This window comes from Priestia aryabhattai, from assembly GCF_023715685.1.
GTDB classification, from domain to species: domain Bacteria; phylum Bacillota; class Bacilli; order Bacillales; family Bacillaceae_H; genus Priestia; species Priestia aryabhattai_B.
On record NZ_JAMBOQ010000005.1, the window covers coordinates 249,742 to 269,420 of the forward strand.

Here is a 19,679-nt window from a genome sequence, read left to right on the forward strand (position 1 = left end):
GAAATCGTCTAGACTTTCCTTTTTTATTGGATATCTGAAAATAGAACGACTATAATAAGACTTGCTAAGGAAGAGAGGGGCATACCCCCTCTTCCTTGATTTATGTATTGGCTTCTACATGAAAAAGTGTCATAAGCAGCTAACTGGAGTTTCACTTTATATAGAAAGGCGCCAATATATAAAATGAAATGTACATTGGTTTGTGGATTGATGATTACATAGAAGCCTACTTGCTTAGTACCATAAATACTTAAGGAGGCCTTTTAACGATGAACAAAAAAACGTTGAAAGACATCGATGTAAAAGGAAAGCGAGTATTTTGTCGCGTAGACTTTAACGTACCAATGAAAGACGGAAAAGTAACAGACGAAACTCGTATTCGTGCAGCTATTCCTACTATTCAATATTTAGTAGAACAAGGTGCAAAAGTAATTTTAGCTAGCCATCTTGGACGTCCAAAAGGCGAAGTTGTTGAAGAGTTACGTCTAAATGCTGTTGCAGAACGTTTACAAGCTCTTCTTGGTAAAGACGTTGCAAAAGCTGACGAAGCTTTTGGTGAAGAAGTAAAGAAAACAATCGACGGCATGAGCGAAGGCGATGTTTTAGTACTTGAAAACGTACGTTTTTACCCAGGTGAAGAGAAAAACGATCCTGAATTAGCAAAAGCATTTGCTGAATTAGCAGATGTGTATGTAAACGATGCATTCGGTGCAGCTCACCGTGCGCATGCTTCAACAGAAGGAATTGCTCAACATATTCCAGCAGTAGCAGGTTTCTTAATGGAAAAAGAGCTTGATGTGCTTTCAAAAGCATTATCAAACCCAGAACGTCCATTTACTGCAATCGTTGGTGGAGCAAAAGTTAAAGACAAAATCGGTGTAATTGACCACTTACTTGATAAAGTAGATAACTTAATCATCGGTGGAGGACTTTCTTACACATTTATTAAGGCACTAGGCCATGAAGTAGGTAAATCACTTCTTGAAGAAGACAAGATTGAACTTGCAAAATCTTTCATGGAAAAAGCTAAGAAAAACGGAGTAAACTTCTACGTGCCAGTGGACGTGGTAGTAGCAGATGACTTCTCAAATGATGCTAATACTCAAATTGTATCAATTGAAGACATTCCAAGCGATTGGGAAGGCTTAGACGCAGGACCGAAAACGCGTGAAATCTATGCTGACGTAATCAAAAACTCTAAGTTAGTTATTTGGAACGGACCAATGGGTGTATTTGAATTAGACGCATTTGCTAACGGAACAAAAGCAGTAGCAGAAGCTTTAGCAGAAGCAACTGACACATATTCAGTAATCGGCGGAGGAGACTCTGCAGCAGCTGTTGAAAAATTCAACTTAGCTGATAAAATGAGCCATATTTCTACAGGTGGCGGTGCGTCACTAGAGTTTATGGAAGGTAAAGAACTTCCAGGCGTAGTTGCATTAAACGATAAGTAAGTTTATGTTTCAGTAAGACGGAGGACCGACCTGACGACTGATAATATAAAAAATTATCAAGCAGCGAAGAAGGATGACCAAGAGATAAAAGGGACCGAATCACTTTTAACAGCACCCTCTTGGACATCTAACGCGTGAAGGGAAAACCCACAATAAACAAAGGACGGTGTTATACATGCGTAAACCAATTATTGCAGGAAACTGGAAAATGAACAAAGTACTTTCTGAAGCAACTAGCTTTGTTGAAGAAGTAAAAGGAGCAGTACCATCTCCTGAAAGCGTAGATTCAGTAGTATGTGCACCTGCACTATTTTTAGATCGTTTAGTAGAAGCGACTAAAGGCACAGACTTAAAAATTGGTGCACAAAACATGCACTTTGAAGAAAACGGTGCGTTCACTGGAGAAGTGAGCCCTGTTGCTTTAGCAGACTTAGGTGTGAACTATGTAATTTTAGGACACTCTGAGCGTCGTGAAATGTTTGCTGAAACGGACGAAACAGTAAACCAAAAAACAATTGCTGCATTCAAACACGGTTTAACACCAATCGTTTGCTGCGGTGAAACAAATGAAGAGTACGAACAAGATCAAACAAAAACAGTTGTAGCTAATCAAGTACAAAAAGCATTAGCTGGTCTAACTGATGAGCAAGTAAAGCAAACTGTTATCGCATATGAGCCAATCTGGGCAATCGGTACAGGTAAATCTTCAACTGCTGAAGGTGCAAACGAAGTTTGTGCATACATCCGTAGCGTTGTTGCAGAACAATTCTCTCAAGATGTTGCAGATGCTGTACGTATTCAATACGGCGGTAGCGTAAAACCTGCTAATATTAAAGAATATATGTCTCAATCAGACATTGACGGAGCTTTAGTAGGTGGAGCAAGCTTAGAAGCAGATTCTTTCTTACAGCTTTTGGAGGCTGGTAAGTAATGAGTAAAAAGCCAGTAGCATTAATCATCTTAGATGGTTTTGCATTACGCGATGAAGATAAAGGTAATGCGGTAACACATGCAAAAAAACCAAACTTCGACCGTTTCTGGAACGAGTATCCTCACGCTACACTTCAGGCGTCTGGAGAAGCTGTAGGCTTACCGGAAGGCCAAATGGGTAACTCTGAAGTAGGTCACTTAAACATCGGCGCAGGCCGAATTGTGTACCAAAGCTTGACTCGTGTAAACGTAGCAATTCGTGAAGGCGAGTTTGAACAAAACGAAACGCTTGTAGCAGCTGTAAAGCACGCAAAAGAAAAGGGTACAAACCTTCATCTTTTCGGGCTTTTATCTGATGGCGGTGTACACAGTCACATCGAACACCTATATGCATTATTGCGTCTAGCTAAGAGTGAAGGCTTAGAAAAAGTCTACATTCATGGCTTCTTAGATGGTCGTGACGTAGCACCTCAATCTGCGGAAACGTATTTAAAAGAACTTAATGAAAAAATTGAAGAGTACGGCGTTGGTGAAATTGCAACACTTTCAGGACGTTACTACTCAATGGACCGCGACAAACGCTGGGAGCGCGTAGAGAAATCATACCGCGCAATGGTGTACGGCGAAGGTCCATCATATACAAGCGCTGAAGAGTGCGTAAAAGATTCATATGAAAATGGAATCTATGACGAATTCGTTTTACCTTCTGTTATTACAAAAGAAGACGGATCGCCAGTTGCGACAATTCAAGACGAAGATGCAGTGATTTTCTACAACTTCCGTCCGGATCGCGCAATTCAAATTTCAAATACGTTCGCAAACGAAGATTTCCGCTCATTTGATCGCGGTGAAAAACATCCGAAAAACTTACATTTTGTATGTCTAACTCACTTCAGCGAAACAGTTGACGGATATGTAGCCTTTAAGCCAATTAACTTAGATAACACGCTTGGTGAAGTATTATCTCAAAATAACTTAAAGCAGCTTCGTATTGCCGAAACAGAAAAATATCCTCACGTAACGTTCTTTATGAGCGGTGGACGTGAAGCAGAGTTTCCTGGTGAAACACGTATCTTAATCGATTCACCAAAAGTAGCAACATATGACTTGAAACCTGAGATGAGTGCTTATGAAGTGACGGACGCGTTGCTTGCAGAAATCGAAGGCGATAAGCAAGACGCTATTTTATTAAACTTTGCAAATCCTGATATGGTAGGTCATTCAGGTATGTTAGAACCAACGGTAAAAGCGATTGAAACAGTAGATGAGTGCTTAGGCAAAATTGTAGATGCAATTTTAGCTAAAGGCGGTACAGCAATCATCACAGCAGACCATGGTAATGCTGATGAAGTGATTACGCTTGAAGGTAATCCAATGACGGCTCATACAACGAATCCTGTTCCAGTAATCGTAACAAAACAAGGCTTAGAGCTTCGTGAAGACGGTATTCTAGGAGATTTAGCTCCTACAATGCTAACCCTTCTAGATGTAGCACAGCCAAAAGAAATGACAGGTAAAACATTAATTAAATAATGAATTATAAAGGAGAGTTTTAAAATGCCAGCAATTCTTGACATTTATGCACGCGAAGTATTAGATTCTCGCGGTAACCCAACAGTTGAAGTTGAAGTATATACTGAATCAGGCGCTTTCGGACGCGCTTTAGTACCAAGTGGTGCTTCTACTGGTGAATACGAAGCAGTAGAATTACGCGACGGTGACAAATCTCGCTACCTAGGTAAAGGTGTATTAAAAGCAGTAGAAAACGTAAACGAAATTATCGCTCCTGAATTAGTAGGTATGGACGTAACTGATCAAATCGGTATCGACCGCCTTATGATTGAATTAGACGGAACTGAAAACAAAGGTAAATTAGGTGCTAACGCTATTCTTGGTGTATCTATGGCAGTAGCTCACGCAGCAGCTGACTTTGTAGGTCTTCCATTATACCGTTACCTTGGTGGATTCAACGCGAAGCAATTACCAACTCCAATGATGAACATCATCAACGGTGGTTCTCATGCTGATAACAACGTTGACTTCCAAGAATTCATGATCTTACCTGTAGGAGCTCCTACATTCAAAGAAGCAATCCGTATGGGTGCTGAAGTATTCCACGCGTTAAAATCTGTTTTAGCTGCTAAAGGCTTAAACACAGCTGTAGGCGACGAAGGTGGTTTCGCTCCTAACTTAGGTTCTAACCGTGAAGCATTAGAAGTAATCGTAGAAGCAATCACAAAAGCTGGTTACGAAGCTGGTAAAGACATCCAATTAGGTATGGACGTAGCTTCTTCTGAGTTCTTCAACAAAGAAACTGGTAAATATGACTTAGCAGGCGAAGGCCGTACAGGCGTAACTTCTGCTGAAATGGTAGATTTCTATGAGCAGTTAGTTAACGAATTCCCAATCGTTTCAATCGAAGACGGTTTAGACGAAAATGACTGGGATGGCCATAAGCTATTAACTGAGCGCATCGGCGGCAAAGTACAGCTTGTTGGTGACGATCTATTTGTAACAAACACGAAAAAACTTGCTCAAGGTATCGAACAAGGTGTAGGCAACTCTATCCTTATCAAAGTTAACCAAATCGGTACATTAACTGAAACGTTCGAAGCTATCGAAATGGCTAAACGTGCTGGTTACACAGCAGTAGTTTCTCACCGTTCTGGTGAAACTGAAGATGCAACAATCGCTGATATCGCTGTTGCAACAAACGCTGGTCAAATCAAAACTGGTTCTATGAGCCGTACAGATCGTATTGCGAAATACAACCAATTACTACGCATCGAAGACGAGCTAGGTGTTCTAGCTGTATACGATGGCGCTAAATCTTTCTACAACTTAAAAAAATAAGTTGAAATTATAAAAAACGGATGACGATTGTCATCCGTTTTTTTATGTTAAAATCAGGTGTATTTCGCTGTCGTTACTTGTACGAGAGGGTTTTTTATGATAAATTAACCTTAGCGTAGTGCGCGTACTTTATCCCCGGTAATGCCAATCAGAAGGGATGAAGAAACCCCGCTGATTGATTATTACTTGGTGTAGGAGGTGTGTCTTAGTGCATACATTGCTGATTACTTTGCTAGTGATTGTTTCAATTGCATTGATTGTTGTGGTCGTTTTACAATCAAGTAAAACTACTGGATTATCTGGAGCTATTTCCGGTGGAGCTGAAACGTTATTTGGAAAACAAAAAGCACGTGGAATTGACTTAGTTTTACACCGTTTGACAGTAGTGTTATCTATCTTGTTCTTTGCGTTAACACTTGCTGTATCTTATTTCAAACTTTAATATGTTACTGGATAGACTGCCACCTAATGCATATGTACTTGGTGTATACCAACTTATGTATTAGGTGGTTTTTTAATGGGCGTGTTGAATACTTTAATTTCATTTTTAAGTAATGATATAATATAGCTTTAGAAAAAAGTACTAAATATAGTATAAAAGTGTAAAAGTTGATGGCCACATCTCTTGTTATTTGATGACCGTCACATAAATACATGTTTTTTTCTATTATGACTGCAGATATTATAACTAAAAGGAGTTAAATGATATATGAAAATTGCACAACCAAAGCCATTTACATTTGAAGGCGGCGAAAAAGCTGTTTTATTACTTCATGGTTTTACCGGAAATTCTGCTGATGTTCGTATGTTAGGTCGTTTTTTAGAGAAGAAAGGATACACATGCCACGCACCTCATTACAAAGGACACGGTGTAGCGCCTGAAGAACTTGTTCATACTGGTCCGGAAGATTGGTGGAAAGATGTCATGGACGGCTATGAGTTTTTGAAAAGCAAAGGTCATGAAAGTATTGCCGCTGTAGGTCTTTCACTAGGTGGCGTATTTTCACTGAAATTAGGTTACACTGTACCTATAAAGGGTATTGTGCCTATGTGCGCGCCTATGTATATAAAGAGTGAAGAAGTCATGTATGAAGGTGTTTTAGCGTATGCACGCGAATATAAAAAGCGTGAAGGTAAATCGTCTGAACAGATTGAACAAGAAATGGAAGAGTTCAAACAAACACCAATGAACACATTAAAGTCTTTACAGGAATTAATCGCTGAAGTGCGAAATTCAGTTGATATGATTTATGCACCGACATTTGTTGTACAAGGTCGTCATGATCATATGATTAATACAGACAGCGCCAATATTATTTATAATACCGTCGAGTCTCCTACAAAAGATATAAAATGGTACGAAGAATCTGGTCATACCATTACCTTTGATAAAGAGCGTGATCAGCTTCACGAGGATGTATATGCATTTTTGGAATCACTTGATTGGTAATAGAGATAATACGAATAAAGAAAAAGGAGGGACATGATGTGAAAGAAGAAAATCAGCCCTATATGAATGAAATATTGGATTTTATGAAAAGGGATAATTATAAACCTTTGACTGTCCAAGAGCTTGCAAAAGAATTTAATACTGAGGATGCAGAGTCATTCAAAGAGTTTGTGAAGGCACTTGTTATTATGGAAGAGAAGGGTTTAATTATCCGAGCAAGAAATGACCGCTACGGGCTGCCGGAACAAATGAATTTTGTCAAAGGGAAAGTAAGCGGACATGCAAAAGGCTTTGCGTTCGTAGTTCCTGAAGAAAAAGACGCGGGAGATGTATTTATTCCGCCTACTGAAACAAACAATGCTATGCATGGGGATATTGTGCTTGCAAGAGTGTTATCAGAATCATCAGGTGCTCGTCGTGAAGGAACAATTGTAAAAATCTTAGAACGAGGTACCCAGCAAATTGTAGGTACGTATACGCAAAGTAAAAATTTCGGCTTTGTAATTGCGGATGACAAAAAAATTGCAGGTGATATCTTTATTCCCAAAGCAGCAAGAAACGGTGCAGTTGAAGGTCATAAAGTAGTAGTAGAGCTGACAATCTATCCGGAAGGCCGCATGAATGCAGAAGGAAAAGTTGTTCAAATTCTTGGACATAAAAACGATCCAGGCATTGATATCATTTCTGTTATCCATAAGCACGGTCTTCCTCAAGAATTTCCTGCTGATGCGTTAACACAAGCAATTGATACACCTGAGACGATTGATGAAAAAGATATCGGCACCCGCCGCGATCTTCGTGATCAAGTTATTGTCACCATTGACGGAGCAGATGCAAAAGATTTGGATGATGCCGTAACGGTTACAGAGCTTGAAAACGGAAACTACAAATTAGGCGTCCATATTGCAGATGTAAGTCACTACGTTAAAGAAGGTTCTCCGATTGATGTAGAAGCAGCAGAGCGCGGAACAAGCGTCTATTTAGTAGACCGAGTTATTCCGATGATTCCTCACCGTTTATCTAATGGAATTTGCTCATTAAATCCAAAAGTTAACCGTTTTACGCTTTCTTGTGAGATGGAAATCGATCCACAAGGTGAAGTAGTCAAACATGAGATTTTTGAAAGTGTCATCAAAACGACAGAACGAATGACGTATTCAGACGTTAACAAAATCTTGGTGGATAAAGATGAAGAAGTTCTAGAACGCTACGAGCCAATCGTTCCGATGTTTGAGCGTATGGAAAAGCTGGCGGCTATTCTTCGTAAAAAGAGAATGGATCGCGGTGCCATTGATTTTGATTTCAAAGAAGCAAAAGTATTAGTAGACGATGATGGCCATCCGCACGATGTTATTTTGCGTGAACGCTCAGTTGCTGAAAAGCTAATCGAAGAATTTATGCTGGCGGCCAATGAAACAGTAGCGGAACATTTTCACTGGATGAACGTACCGTTCATTTATCGTATCCATGAAGATCCAGATGCAGAGAAGCTTACTCGTTTCTTAGAGTTTATTACAAACTTTGGTTACACGGTGAAAGGAACAGGAAACGATATTCATCCGCGGGCGCTGCAGGATATTTTAGAAGAAGTAAAAGGTACGCCTGAAGAGATGGTTATTTCAACTGTTATGCTTCGTTCGATGAAACAAGCGAAATATGAAGCAGAAAGTTTAGGCCACTTTGGTTTATCAGCTGAGTTCTATACGCATTTTACGTCTCCAATCCGTCGTTATCCTGATTTAATCGTTCATCGTCTAATTCGCACGTATTTAATTGAAGGAAAAACAGATCAGCAAACGCAAGAAAAATGGCGCGAGCTTCTGCCTGATGTTGCTGAGCATTCTTCTAATATGGAACGTCGTTCAGTTGACGCTGAGCGGGAAACGGACGATATGAAAAAAGCTGAGTTTATGGCTGATAAAGTTGGGGAAGTATTTAATGGTATTATTAGCTCTGTTACTAACTTTGGAATGTTCGTGGAGCTAGAAAATACGATTGAAGGGTTAGTTCACGTTAGTGACTTAACAGATGATTATTATCGTTACGACGAACGTCATTATGCGATGATTGGAGAAAAAACGGGCAATGTCTTCCGAATTGGAGACGAAATTGAAGTGAAAGTTGCCGATGTGAATAAAGACGAGCGTTCAGTAGACTTTATTATTGTAGGAATGAAAGAAAGTCGCAAACGCTTATCTAAAGACCGTCCTAAAGTGATTAAGGCAAAACAAAAGTCACGCAAAGATGACAAAGGAAAAGGTCGCGAGGGCAGCCGAAGCAAAAACGAAGAGTGGTCTACTCAAAAGCCAAAGAAGAAAAAGAAAAAGAGATTCTTCGAAGGTGCCCCAAACGTTAAGCGCAAAAAGAAAAAGCGTAAATAATCGACAGCAGTGAAGCAGAAGGATAGTCCTTCTGCTTCAAAACAGCTTGATTAAACGTTTTAGTTGTTGTTTAGATTTCCATACAGTAAAATGATACATAATATCATACATATACGTAAGTACGGCTGAAGGGAAGGAACGTTTTATGCCAAAAGGTGAAGGGAAATTAATTGCACAAAACAAAAAAGCCCGCCACGACTTTTTTATTGAAGAAACATATGAGACGGGTATTGTTCTACAAGGAACGGAAATCAAATCAATTCGTAATGGGCGTGTGAATTTAAAGGACTCTTTTGCTCGTGTGCAAAACGGAGAAGTATTTTTACACAATATGCACGTTAGTCCTTACGAACAAGGAAATCGATACAATCATGAGCCATTGCGTACACGAAAGCTATTGCTGCATAAGCGTGAAATCAGCAAGCTAATTGGCTATTCAAAAGAAACGGGTTATTCACTAGTTCCTTTAAAAGTGTATTTGAAAAATGGATACGCAAAGGTTTTACTGGGACTTGGTAAGGGTAAAAAGAAATATGACAAGCGTGAAGACTTAAAGCGGAAAGAAGCGAAGCGCGATATCGAACGAGCATTTCGTGATCGTCAAAAGATGTGACATTACAAAATCTTACAATTGCAAAATGCTCATTTTGTGATATAATAAGTATTGTTATCAGTTAGATTTCATTTTGCACACTGAAGTCGCTATCTGATGTAAGATTTTTTCTTACACATTCCGACTCCCTTTTATATGGGGACGTTACGGATTCGACAGGGGTAGTTCGAGCTTAGGTTGCGAGTCGAGGAGATGGCCTCGTTAAAACATCAACGCCAATAATAACTGGCAAATCTAACAATAACTTCGCTTTAGCTGCATAATAGTAGCTTAGCGGTTCCTCCCTCCATCGCCCATGTGGTAGGGTAAGGGACTCACTTTAAGTGGGCTACGCCGGAGTTCGCCGTCTGAGGACGAAGGAAGAGAATAATCAGACTAGCGACTGGGACGCCTGTTGGTAGGCAGAACAGCTCGCGAATCATCAATATGCCAACTACACTCGTAGACGCTTAAGTGGCGATATTTCTGGACGTGGGTTCGACTCCCACCGTCTCCACCAATACATATTTGTATGGTGGCTTACCTTACTTATAACAGGAGCTAATCAAATGCAGATCATACATTTGATTAGCTCCTTTTTAATTTATAATTTATGTAAAATTGAAAGCAGGACAGAAGTAAAAGGATGCCTCTTACACAAAGAGGCATCCTTTTACTTTTGTTTAAGCTGAACAAAAAGCAGCATAAGAAAGGAAAGAAAGACGATTGAAATAACCCATAGCCAAGCCAGATTCATGTTTCCAGAGTCAATCGCGATGTAGATAGCGGTAGGCACAGTTTGAGTTTCACCTGGAATATTGCCAGCAAACATCAAAGTGGCTCCAAATTCTCCGAGTGCTCTTGCCAGACTTAACACCCCTCCTGTTACGATGGCTTTAGAAGCTAAAGGGATGGAAATAAGGAAAAAGACTTTCCATTCGCTTGCACCATCTACTCGAGCTGCGTCTTCAATTTCGTAATCTACGCCTTGAAAGCCTGTTTTGGCAGATTGATACATAAGCGGAAACGCAACGACAACGGATGCAATAACAGCTGCCCACCATGTGAAAATAACGGGTTGTTGAAAGACCCATTCAATTGCCCGGCCGAGTAGGCTGTGTTTTCCGAAGATAACAATCAATAAAAATCCAACAACGGACGGAGGGAGAACCAAGGGGAGCATTAACGCCGTTTCAATCATCACTTTTCCCTTAAAATGTTTCCTGGATAACAGTTTTCCTATAACAGTGCCTAAAATAATAACGACAAATCCTGCTACTAATGCGATTTTAAGCGATAGCTGAAGAGGAGATAAAAATTCTTGAATCATAGCGGCCTCAATTTGCAGTGAAACCGTATTTCTTTAAAGTGTTAAGAGCGGTCTTACTTTGTAAAAATTGATAAAAAGCCTTTGCTTCTTGTGGATGTTTCGAATCTTTAATAACGCCTACAGGATATACAATTGGTTTGTGAGTGCTATTATCTGCAGTAGCTACAATCTTCACTTTTTTTGAAATCAAGGCATCGGTTTTATAAACCACCCCAGCTTCAACGTTTCCTGTCTCCACATAGGAAAGAACCTGGCGTACGTCTTTAGCATAGACGGTTTTTGGCTCAATGTTTTTCCAGAGATTCATGTGTTCAAAAGTCTGCTTCGCATACTGTCCGGCAGGAACGGATTCCGGGATGCCAAGCGCAATTTTTTGAACAGTCGGCTTTGATAGATCTTCAAAATTTTTGATAGCAGACGTATTATTCTTTGGCACGATAAGCACGAGGTCATTGCCAACCAAGTCAGTACCATTTTCCTTGGAGATAGCTCCTGCTTTTACTAGTGCATCAAACTTGTCTTCCGCTGCTGAAAAAAATAAATCAGCAGGTGCCCCGTTTGCAATTTGCTGTTGCAGCGAACCTGAAGCTCCAAAATTAAATTTTAAGTCTATATTCGGATGTTTTTTTTTATATTGCTTTTGCATATCAGTGAGCGCATCTTTTAAGCTGGCCGCAGCGGATATCGTTAAGCTGATGTTTTTGTGCTGAGCTGCTGATTGACTTGTATTTGTTCCGTTCGAACAAGCAGCAGTAAACATAATTAAAAATAATAGTGCGAATAAGGGTTTAAAGTATTGTTGCATCGTGTCACCTCAATTAGTTGTAGTAGAGTAATTTAGTATAACTATATCACGTTCGTTTAGAATTTGACTTCCTAAAAAGAAAACAGCGACTTGAAAGGGGAAAAACTTTCAAGTCGCTGCTTCATTTATTCTTCCAACGCTTTGCCCATTCCTTTTAAAAAGTGAAGTCCAAATCCGATTGCACGATTGACATCTGGATCGTTTAGCGCTTTTATAAGAGCTAATGCACTTACTTTTTTTCCTGTTTTTACATATTCATTAGCTTCGTTCATACCAGCTGTTGCGCTGTTCACAACTTTAGCGGTTACCTCTGGGTCTGCCTTCATCAAACCGCTGCTTGCACCCATAAGGGTATTAATTAAATTGGTTACCGGTTCTCTAGAAATTTGATGAAGCGCAATTTTTGAGATTTTTTCTTTCGCTTGAATCATTGAATCAGCAGCTTCAAGAACACCCATATCGTTAAGTTCACCAACAATACCGAGAATACGGTTCAATGCTTCTTCATTATCTGCCAGCAGAGAAGTTAAGTCTTCTAATTTTTGTTGTTTTTCTTCTTCCTCGCTTAGAAGAGGTTTCTTAATTTCTGTAATAGGTTGTGCCATCTTTTCTCCTCCTATTTACTTGTTAAATGGACGTAGCCCGGACGGTTCCATTTACGCTGAACCTCGACCCCATTTTGAGGATGACGTTTTTTGTTACGCGGATTTGTAGACGGTAAAGGCGTTTCTCCACCTTTGCTTAATACTTCCATCCGTACTTTTGTTTGTTTGTAAGCCGGCGTATTTGTTCGTCGGTCGACTGCAGGTCCCGTCAAGAAGTTAATAGCCGAATCTTTATGAACAGAGTGCATTGGAAGATACAGCTCATTTGCTTTTACTCGCTCTGTAATTAATGCCTGTACTTTTACTGCTCCAAACGGTGAGATTAATCTGACAAGCGAACCTTCTTCAATTTCACGCTCCTTGGCAAGCTGAGGTGAAATTTCTACAAATACTTCCGGTACTTTTGATTGAATACCACTCGATTTATTGGTCATATTCCCTTCATGAAAATGTTCTAACATTCTTCCATTATTAATGTGTAGATCATATTCTTCTGGGAATTCGGCAGGAAGCACCCAATCTGATAAAGCAAAGCGCGCTTTTTTATCTGGGAAATTAAACCCATCGACGTAAAGCAAAGGTGTGCTTTTTCCCTCTAAGCTCCCCCATAAAAAGCTATCCCAGCCTTCAAGGCTTTCGTAGCTGGCTTGGCTGAACAGAGGTGATAGACTAGCCATTTCTGCAAAGATATCACCAGGATGTGTATACGACCAGTTCGCACCTAAGCGGTTTGCAATCTCTTGAACAATCCACCAATCCGGCTTTGAATCACCAAGCGTTGGTAATGCTTGATACAATCTTTGTACACGTCGCTCTGTATTGGTAAACGTTCCGTCTTTTTCAAGAGAAGGAACAGCAGGGAGTACAACATCAGCATATTGAGCCGTTCTCGAAAGGAAAATGTCTTGGACGACAAAAAAATCTAGATTTGATAATATTTCGTGTACGTGGTTAGCATTTGAATCGACAAGAGCCATATCTTCTCCTACAAGGTACATGGCTTTCATTTTTCCTTCATCAATTGAATGAAGCATTTGAATATTATCAAGCCCTGGCTTGTCCTTAATTTTTACACCGTATGCTTTTTCAAATTTTTCTCGGGCGACTGAGTCTGTGACGTGCTGATAGCCTGGAAGCCAAGCAGGAAGAGTTCCCATATCACATGCTCCTTGCACGTTATTGTGGCCTCGGAGTGGATAAGCGCCTGCTCCAGGGCGTCGATAGTTTCCAGTAGCAAGCAGCAGGTTTGAGATAGCCGCTGAAGTATCAGAGCCTCCTGTATTTTGCGTTACGCCCATGCCCCAAAGCACACAGGTTCCGTCGGCGTCTCGAATCATTTCAGCTATTTGAATGAGTGTTACTGCTGGAATACCCGTAATTTGTTCAGCATATTCAAGCGTGTACTTTTCAAGCAAAGAGTTAAAGTCTTCAAAATAGTTGACGTTTTCTTGAATAAATTTTTCATTGTGCCATCCTTGATCAATCATGTATTTTGTTACAGCCATTAGCCATATTTGGTCCGTACCTTGTTTTGGACTGATAAAAATGTCAGAGCGTTCAGCCATTTCGTTTTTGCGCAAATCTGCAACAATTAGTTTTTGATCATGAAGCTTATGCGCGCGTTTGATGCGAGTTGCTAATACAGGGTGACCTTCAGCAGGGTTAGCTCCCACGATGATAACTAGTCCAGCTTTTGCGATGTCTTTTATCGTGCCGGCATCGCCTCCCATTCCCACTGTTCGAAATAATCCATCGGTTGCAGGAGACTGACAGTAGCGAGAACAGTTGTCTACGTCATTTGTTTCAAACATTTGGCGGGCCAGCTTTTGAATAACATAGTTTTCTTCGTTTGTAATCTTAGAAGAAGAGATAAAACCAACTGATCCATGTCCATACTGCTGATTGATAGAGCTTAACCTGCTTGCTACTAAATCGAGGGCTTCTTCCCATGACGATTCTACAAATGCGCCATTCTTTCGGATTAAAGGCTTAGTAATACGTTTTTCAGAGTTTACAAAATCCCAGCCGAATTTTCCTTTCACACAGGTTGAAATAGCATTTGCAGGAGCATCTGAGCTAGGCTGAACTTTAAGGATTTCACGGCCTTTTGTCCATACTTCAAATGAACACCCAACCCCGCAAAATGTACAGACAGTTTTTGTTTTTTTCGTGCGTGTTTCGCGCATAGCTGCTTCCACTTCTGAAACAGCAAAAATTCCGCTGTATCCGGGTTCTACTTCTTTAACTAAATCAATCATTGGATTCAGAACGTCTTTTGGAAGTCCAGTCATGAATCCAGCTTCTCCAAGCATGGATTTTTCCATTAAGGCATTACAAGGGCATACTGTTACACACTGACCGCAGCTCACACAAGAAGATTCATTGATTGCTACACCGTCATCCCAAAGAACGCGGGGACGTTTCGCTTCCCAGTCGATAGAGAGTGTTTCATTTACTTGAAGATTTTGACAAACTTCTACACATTGTCCACAAGCAATGCATTGATTAGGGTCATAACGGTAGAACGGATGAGACATATCAACTTCATTTTCCGAGGCCTTTGGCTTATAGGGATATTTTTGATGTTCAATCTCCATCATTTCGGCTGTGTTATGTAATTTACAGTTTCCGTTGTTATTATCGCAGACGGTGCAGTATAGCAAATGATTTTCTAATAAACGATCCATTGCTTCCGTCTGCGCGGCTTTTGCAGGTGCTGATTGTAATTCAATCTTCATGCCGTCTTCAGCCCTTGTGGAACAAGAACGAACTAACTCGCCATTCATTTCAACAATACATGTGTCACAAGTTTGAATAGGATCTACTTCAGGCACATAACAAATCTGTGGATGCTCAATGCTTTGTTGGTTAATAATTTCGAGTATGGTAGAGTCTGAAGCTGCCTTGTATTCGTTGCCATTTATATGAACAGTGATGGTTTCACGACTCATTTGTTTTCCTCCTTTATATAAAAACAAAAAACCACCATGAATACACACGCCTAATTAAATAAGGAAAGTGCAATCATGGTGGAATAGTTTACTAGCAGGTCTTACTAATATGCCAATCCGGCCCATTTATATCGTTAAGAAAAAGTGATAGAGTAATAACAATTCATTATTATTATTCCATCTCGGTTATTTATAATTATATCGCTACGTTTTTAAATGCACAACTCTCTTCAAAAGTTTTGCTGCAAAGATTTTAGGCTTTTATTTTTTGAAGTGTTGATTTATGATAAAAAAACTGTAGGAATAAAATGAAAAATTTAATTTTAATCGGTGGGAGAGTGTTGATTATGTCAAAAACCATTCATGAATTTAATGATATTATTCGGAAGCTTCGAAAAGATTTATTTGGAAAAGGACCGGAAAGAATACATACGGTTTTTGTTGAAAATATGGCTGTCTCAACACTGTATGGAAATTTAACTCCGACAGAAACATTTATTGCAAGCACTTCTGAAGGATGTGACATGGTTCATCTAGCTCGAACAAAAATGATCCAAGATGTATATGCATCTAATCCGCCGGAAGGGCTAGAAGAATTGGTAGGAGCAAAGCTGGTGAATTTATTTTCAGATATGAAAATAAAAGAAAATATAGCGGTTTCCGTATTCGTCTTTGATAAAAACATTATCTAAAAAAGGAGACATCACATGAACTCGACCGTTAAGAAGCGTACAGTTCTTAAATTTAAAAATGGTCAAATGGAAAGCCTGGAAGATAAAATTGTAACGGAGTTTCCTGTGACTGTGAAAATTAATGAAGAAGAGTTTGTCACGATGGTATGTAGCCCGCAATACATCGAAGATATGGTAATTGGCTATTTAGCATCTGAAGGGGTTATTCGAGAATACAAAGACATTAAAAACATATGGGTTCAAGAAAAAGAAGGGTATGTTCATGTTACAATAGATAAATTAAACCCTTATTTTCAAAACCTTCAAAATAAACGATATATCACGTCTTGCTGCGGGGCGAGCAGACAAGGGTTTGTATTTATAAATGATGCGCTGACTGCTAAAAAAATGAATAATATATCGGTAGAACTTTCAATTAAGGATTGTTTTCACTTGATGAATAAGCTGCAGCAATCTGCTGCTACGTTTCAAGAAACGGGTGGCGTTCATAACGCTGCCATTTGTGATAAAAACGGTTTTATGCTTAGCAGAATGGACATTGGTAGGCATAATGCTTTAGATAAACTATACGGGTATTGCTTAAAACACCATATTTCAATTAGGGATAAAGTGGTCGTTTTCAGCGGCCGTATTTCTTCAGAAGTTTTGTTGAAAGTAGCGAAGATTGGGTGTGAAGTGGTTCTTTCAAAATCCGCTCCGACTGAACTTGCTTTAAATCTAGCAGAAGAATTGGGAATTACAACGGTAGGGTTTATTCGAAATGATTCGTTGAATATTTATACATGCCCAGAAAGAATTTTAAGAGAGAGTTAATCTGCTGTGGAGAAGCTGACAGCTATAGAGAGGAGAGATGAGGCAGATGTCATACGCTATAGTTGATACTTTAAAGCGTCCTTTACGAGACTTGCGTTTGTCAGTAACAGATCGCTGTAACTTTCGATGTCGATATTGTATGCCTGAAGAAATTTTTGGGGCAGACTATCCATTTTTACCTGCCGAAAACATTCTTTCGTTTGATGAATTAGAGAGGCTCACTAGATTATTCGCATCACTAGGAGTAAAAAAAGTACGTATAACCGGAGGCGAGCCACTGCTAAGAAAAGACTTGCCAGATCTAATTAATCGTCTGAAGCAAATTGAGGGTATAGATGATATTGCCATAACAACAAATGGCTCACTGTTAAAGAAGCATGCAGAAGCCTTATCAAAAGCGGGATTATCAAGAGTAACCGTTAGTTTAGACTCACTTGATGAAGTGAGATTTCAAGAGCTAAATGGAAATCGAGGAAGCGTCAAACGAGTATTAGAAGGAATAGAGGCAGCAGCTCTTGTGGGGATTTCAGTCAAAATAAACATGGTTGTCCAAAAAGGCAAGAATGAGCAGGATATCCTTCCGATGACCAGATATTTTAAAGGCAAAAAACATACGCTGCGCTTTATTGAATATATGGATGTTGGAAATTCAAACGGATGGAAAATGGATGAGGTTATAACAAAGAAACAAATTCTTGATATAGTTGGACAAGAAATGCCTCTTGAAGAAATTCCATCTCATTACACGGGAGAAGTAGCCACCAGGTATCGGTATGTTGGGACAGAAGAGGAAATTGGTATCATTTCATCCGTGACGGATTCATTCTGTTCGACTTGTTCACGCGCAAGAGTATCGGCTGAAGGAAAGCTCTATACCTGTTTGTTTGCGTCAAAAGGATACGACCTCCGAAAACTGATACGATCAGAAGCATCTGATCGTACCGTTTGTGACACCATTTCTGATATCTGGAACCAACGCAAAGATCGTTACTCAGATGAACGAGCTAACGGAAGGCGAGTCCAAGGCGCTGAGAAAGTGGAAATGTCTCATATTGGTGGATAATTCAAAAAAGCTTTATAAATGCCAATCACTGCGATGATTCACATTTATAAAAGTGGGATCTTCTGCTGAAAAAGGCACGCGAAGGACGTTTGTCTGATTCAACAATCGTGTAAGCCTTCTTTCACCTTGTATAACGAGTTGTTCAATAAGAGGAAGCGTTCTACGGTGGTAGAGTGCTAGAAGCGGGTGAATGTGATCAGGCTGAACAGGAAGAACAATATCAGGTGAGTTCGTTTGAGTCAGTGTAATCATGTGATGAACAAACTCAGCATTAATAAAAGGAATATCGCAAGAAAGAATAAAGAACCATTCAGCACGGCAATCGATCGCAGTTAAAGCGTGATGAATTGCATACAAAGGTCCTTGATACGGACGTTTTTCAACTGCAAATGCAACATCTTTTCTTTGAAAATAAGGGAGTAAATCTTGATTGGTAGACACGAGTATAGGTGTGACGTGATTTTCTTTTAATGCATCTATACTATATTCGTAAAATGATTTCTTGTTATAGGTTTCAAACATTTTTGGTTGGCCGTAGCGAGAAGATTTTCCTCCTGCTAATATAATGCCGGCAATGGACATTTATTAAATACCTCCATCAAAATATATTTGTATATTTATGCACTTAAGCGTCCGTAAAGTAGCTTAGTGTTATGTGTATAATAGCATGTTTTTAAAGAAATATCTTTGATGAAGGAATAGATAGTGAAGTCAGAGATTGAACGAGAAAGGGAGAGAAAAGAGTGACAGAACGTTATTCACGTCAGCAGCTTTTCCAGCCCATTGGAAACAAAGGGCAGCAGCAGATTAGAAGTAAGCATGTTTTAGTTGTAGGTGCAGGGGCTCTAGGCAGCGCTAGCGCAGAAGCTCTCGTGCGTGCTGGAATTGGAAAATTGACTCTTGTAGATCGCGATTATGTAGAATGGAGTAATCTACAGCGTCAGCAGCTTTATACAGAACAAGATGCGCAAAACAAACTACCTAAAGCTGTAGCAGCAAAAAATCGTTTGCGTCAAATAAATGCAGAAGTGAAGATCGAAGCGTTGGTGATGGATGCTCAGCCTGCTAATTTAGAAAATATCGTCAAAACAGCTGATGCTATCATCGATGCGACAGACAATTTCGACATCCGTTTTATTTTAAATGATTTGTCACATAAGCATGAGGTTCCTTGGATATACGGCTCATGTGTAGGGAGTTACGGCACCACTTATACTATTATCCCAAATGTAACGCCTTGCCTGCACTGCATATTGAAAAAAGTGCCTGTCGGAGGAGCAACGTGTGAGACAGTTGGAATTATCAGTCCAGCCGTTCAAATTGTTGCAGCCTATCAAATAAACGAAGCATTAAAAATTTTAGTCGGAGATGTTGAAGCCTTGCGCCACACATTTCTAACCTTTGACACCTGGAATAATCAGCACGTTGAATTTAAGACGGGTAAAATGAAAAGTCATGAATGTTCTTCTTGCGGATCGGTTCGAACATATCCGTACTTAGCGTATGAAAATCAGCTTAAAACAGAAGTTCTTTGCGGCAGAGAGACGGTTCAAATCAGACCTTCGCAGCATCATTTGCACAACTTCGATGAATTGGAAAGACGGTTAAAAAAACAGGGGAAAGTAGACCGTAACCCATATCTTCTGTCATGTCAGCTTCCAGAGCAGCGCTTTGTTATTTTTCAAGATGGCCGTGTATTTATTCATGGAACGAATGATATTCAATTTGCGAGAAGTTTATATTATCGTTTACTAGGATGA

17 protein-coding genes and 1 other RNA gene are annotated in these 19,679 nt (G+C 39.7%); 13 read left to right on the plus strand and 5 right to left on the minus strand.

Features of this window, described 5'->3' with window-relative positions; all coding sequences use genetic code 11:
- Positions 1-269 precede the first annotated feature (269 nt).
- The 9 genes from M3225_RS22230 to ssrA all read left to right on the plus strand — a co-directional run bounded on the left by M3225_RS22230 (position 270) and on the right by ssrA (position 10,180).
- Positions 270-1,454, plus strand: coding sequence for a phosphoglycerate kinase (locus M3225_RS22230; RefSeq protein ID WP_251397364.1), 1,185 nt, complete (start codon positions 270-272; stop codon positions 1,452-1,454).
- Positions 1,455-1,629: 175 nt separating this feature from the next.
- A complete protein-coding gene (tpiA, locus tag M3225_RS22235; protein WP_013085385.1) occupies positions 1,630-2,385 on the plus strand; it encodes a triose-phosphate isomerase in 756 nt (251 codons plus the stop codon).
- Positions 2,385-3,917: a 2,3-bisphosphoglycerate-independent phosphoglycerate mutase gene (gpmI, locus tag M3225_RS22240; RefSeq protein ID WP_028412054.1), complete on the plus strand. Its 1,533-nt coding sequence runs from the start codon at positions 2,385-2,387 to the stop codon at positions 3,915-3,917. Before tpiA ends, gpmI begins: the two co-directional genes overlap by 1 nt.
- 24 nt (positions 3,918-3,941) lie before the next feature.
- The gene (eno, locus tag M3225_RS22245) at positions 3,942-5,237 is read left to right on the plus strand and encodes a phosphopyruvate hydratase (RefSeq protein ID WP_195695730.1); all 1,296 of its coding nucleotides are present in this window, start codon (positions 3,942-3,944) and stop codon (positions 5,235-5,237) included.
- Between the two features lie 208 nt (positions 5,238-5,445).
- The gene (gene secG, locus M3225_RS22250; RefSeq protein ID WP_014457843.1) at positions 5,446-5,679 is read left to right on the plus strand and encodes a preprotein translocase subunit SecG; all 234 of its coding nucleotides are present in this window, start codon (positions 5,446-5,448) and stop codon (positions 5,677-5,679) included.
- Positions 5,680-5,946: 267 nt separating this feature from the next.
- The gene (locus M3225_RS22255) at positions 5,947-6,687 is read left to right on the plus strand and encodes an alpha/beta hydrolase (protein WP_251397367.1); all 741 of its coding nucleotides are present in this window, start codon (positions 5,947-5,949) and stop codon (positions 6,685-6,687) included.
- Positions 6,688-6,725: 38 nt separating this feature from the next.
- Positions 6,726-9,068 carry a ribonuclease R gene (gene rnr / locus M3225_RS22260; RefSeq protein ID WP_251397369.1) on the plus strand — a complete coding sequence of 781 codons (2,343 nt, stop codon included), beginning with the start codon at positions 6,726-6,728 and terminating at the stop codon, positions 9,066-9,068.
- A gap of 145 nt (positions 9,069-9,213) precedes the next feature.
- Positions 9,214-9,681, plus strand: a complete 468-nt coding sequence (gene smpB / locus M3225_RS22265; RefSeq protein ID WP_013059694.1) for an SsrA-binding protein SmpB — start codon at positions 9,214-9,216, stop codon at positions 9,679-9,681.
- A 137-nt stretch (positions 9,682-9,818) separates the two neighbouring features.
- Positions 9,819-10,180: a transfer-messenger RNA gene (ssrA, locus tag M3225_RS22270) on the plus strand.
- A gap of 153 nt (positions 10,181-10,333) precedes the next feature.
- Here the strand turns inward: ssrA and modB are convergent.
- The 4 genes from modB to fdhF all read right to left on the minus strand — a co-directional run bounded on the left by modB (position 10,334) and on the right by fdhF (position 15,351).
- A complete protein-coding gene (modB, locus tag M3225_RS22275) occupies positions 10,334-10,990 on the minus strand; it encodes a molybdate ABC transporter permease subunit (RefSeq protein ID WP_251397372.1) in 657 nt (218 codons plus the stop codon).
- 7 nt (positions 10,991-10,997) lie between these two features.
- Positions 10,998-11,795 carry a molybdate ABC transporter substrate-binding protein gene (gene modA / locus M3225_RS22280; RefSeq protein WP_251397375.1) on the minus strand — a complete coding sequence of 266 codons (798 nt, stop codon included), beginning with the start codon at positions 11,793-11,795 and terminating at the stop codon, positions 10,998-11,000.
- A gap of 125 nt (positions 11,796-11,920) precedes the next feature.
- On the minus strand, positions 11,921-12,400 hold the full coding sequence (locus M3225_RS22285) for a DUF1641 domain-containing protein (protein WP_251397378.1): 480 nt from the start codon (positions 12,398-12,400) through the stop codon (positions 11,921-11,923).
- 11 nt (positions 12,401-12,411) lie between these two features.
- Entirely contained in the window at positions 12,412-15,351 is a 2,940-nt protein-coding gene (gene fdhF, locus M3225_RS22290) for a formate dehydrogenase subunit alpha (protein WP_251397382.1), read from the minus strand.
- Positions 15,352-15,698: 347 nt separating this feature from the next.
- Between fdhF and M3225_RS22295 the strand changes: the two genes are divergently transcribed.
- The 3 genes from M3225_RS22295 to moaA all read left to right on the plus strand — a co-directional run bounded on the left by M3225_RS22295 (position 15,699) and on the right by moaA (position 17,919).
- Complete coding sequence (locus M3225_RS22295; RefSeq protein WP_013059689.1) at positions 15,699-16,043, plus strand: DUF2294 domain-containing protein; 345 nt, start codon at positions 15,699-15,701, stop codon at positions 16,041-16,043.
- Between the two features lie 66 nt (positions 16,044-16,109).
- Entirely contained in the window at positions 16,110-16,856 is a 747-nt protein-coding gene (fdhD, locus tag M3225_RS22300) for a formate dehydrogenase accessory sulfurtransferase FdhD (RefSeq protein ID WP_374109849.1), read from the plus strand.
- Positions 16,857-16,902: 46 nt separating this feature from the next.
- Positions 16,903-17,919 carry a GTP 3',8-cyclase MoaA gene (gene moaA / locus M3225_RS22305; RefSeq protein WP_251397388.1) on the plus strand — a complete coding sequence of 339 codons (1,017 nt, stop codon included), beginning with the start codon at positions 16,903-16,905 and terminating at the stop codon, positions 17,917-17,919.
- A 12-nt stretch (positions 17,920-17,931) separates the two neighbouring features.
- On the opposite strand, the gene mobA is transcribed toward moaA, so the two are convergent.
- Positions 17,932-18,501: a molybdenum cofactor guanylyltransferase gene (gene mobA, locus M3225_RS22310; RefSeq protein WP_251397390.1), complete on the minus strand. Its 570-nt coding sequence runs from the start codon at positions 18,499-18,501 to the stop codon at positions 17,932-17,934.
- Positions 18,502-18,662: 161 nt separating this feature from the next.
- Here mobA and M3225_RS22315 point away from each other — a divergent pair, with 161 nt between their 5' ends.
- Positions 18,663-19,679, plus strand: a complete 1,017-nt coding sequence (locus M3225_RS22315; protein WP_251397393.1) for a molybdopterin-synthase adenylyltransferase MoeB — start codon at positions 18,663-18,665, stop codon at positions 19,677-19,679.

What these genes read in the sequence shown, in the direction of transcription:
- M3225_RS22230 (WP_251397364.1), top strand. Translation starts at nt 270, where the DNA reads ATGAACAAAAAAACGTTGAAAGACATCGATGTAAAAGGAAAGCGAGTA.
- tpiA (WP_013085385.1), top strand. Translation starts at nt 1,630, where the DNA reads ATGCGTAAACCAATTATTGCAGGAAACTGGAAAATGAACAAAGTACTT.
- gpmI (WP_028412054.1), top strand. Translation starts at nt 2,385, where the DNA reads ATGAGTAAAAAGCCAGTAGCATTAATCATCTTAGATGGTTTTGCATTA.
- eno (WP_195695730.1), top strand. Translation starts at nt 3,942, where the DNA reads ATGCCAGCAATTCTTGACATTTATGCACGCGAAGTATTAGATTCTCGC.
- M3225_RS22255 (WP_251397367.1), top strand. Translation starts at nt 5,947, where the DNA reads ATGAAAATTGCACAACCAAAGCCATTTACATTTGAAGGCGGCGAAAAA.
- smpB (WP_013059694.1), top strand. Translation starts at nt 9,214, where the DNA reads ATGCCAAAAGGTGAAGGGAAATTAATTGCACAAAACAAAAAAGCCCGC.
- modB (WP_251397372.1), bottom strand. Translation starts at nt 10,990, where the DNA reads ATGATTCAAGAATTTTTATCTCCTCTTCAGCTATCGCTTAAAATCGCA.
- modA (WP_251397375.1), bottom strand. Translation starts at nt 11,795, where the DNA reads ATGCAACAATACTTTAAACCCTTATTCGCACTATTATTTTTAATTATG.
- M3225_RS22285 (WP_251397378.1), bottom strand. Translation starts at nt 12,400, where the DNA reads ATGGCACAACCTATTACAGAAATTAAGAAACCTCTTCTAAGCGAGGAA.
- fdhF (WP_251397382.1), bottom strand. Translation starts at nt 15,351, where the DNA reads ATGAGTCGTGAAACCATCACTGTTCATATAAATGGCAACGAATACAAG.
- M3225_RS22295 (WP_013059689.1), top strand. Translation starts at nt 15,699, where the DNA reads ATGTCAAAAACCATTCATGAATTTAATGATATTATTCGGAAGCTTCGA.
- fdhD (WP_374109849.1), top strand. Translation starts at nt 16,110, where the DNA reads ATGGAAAGCCTGGAAGATAAAATTGTAACGGAGTTTCCTGTGACTGTG.
- moaA (WP_251397388.1), top strand. Translation starts at nt 16,903, where the DNA reads ATGTCATACGCTATAGTTGATACTTTAAAGCGTCCTTTACGAGACTTG.
- mobA (WP_251397390.1), bottom strand. Translation starts at nt 18,501, where the DNA reads ATGTCCATTGCCGGCATTATATTAGCAGGAGGAAAATCTTCTCGCTAC.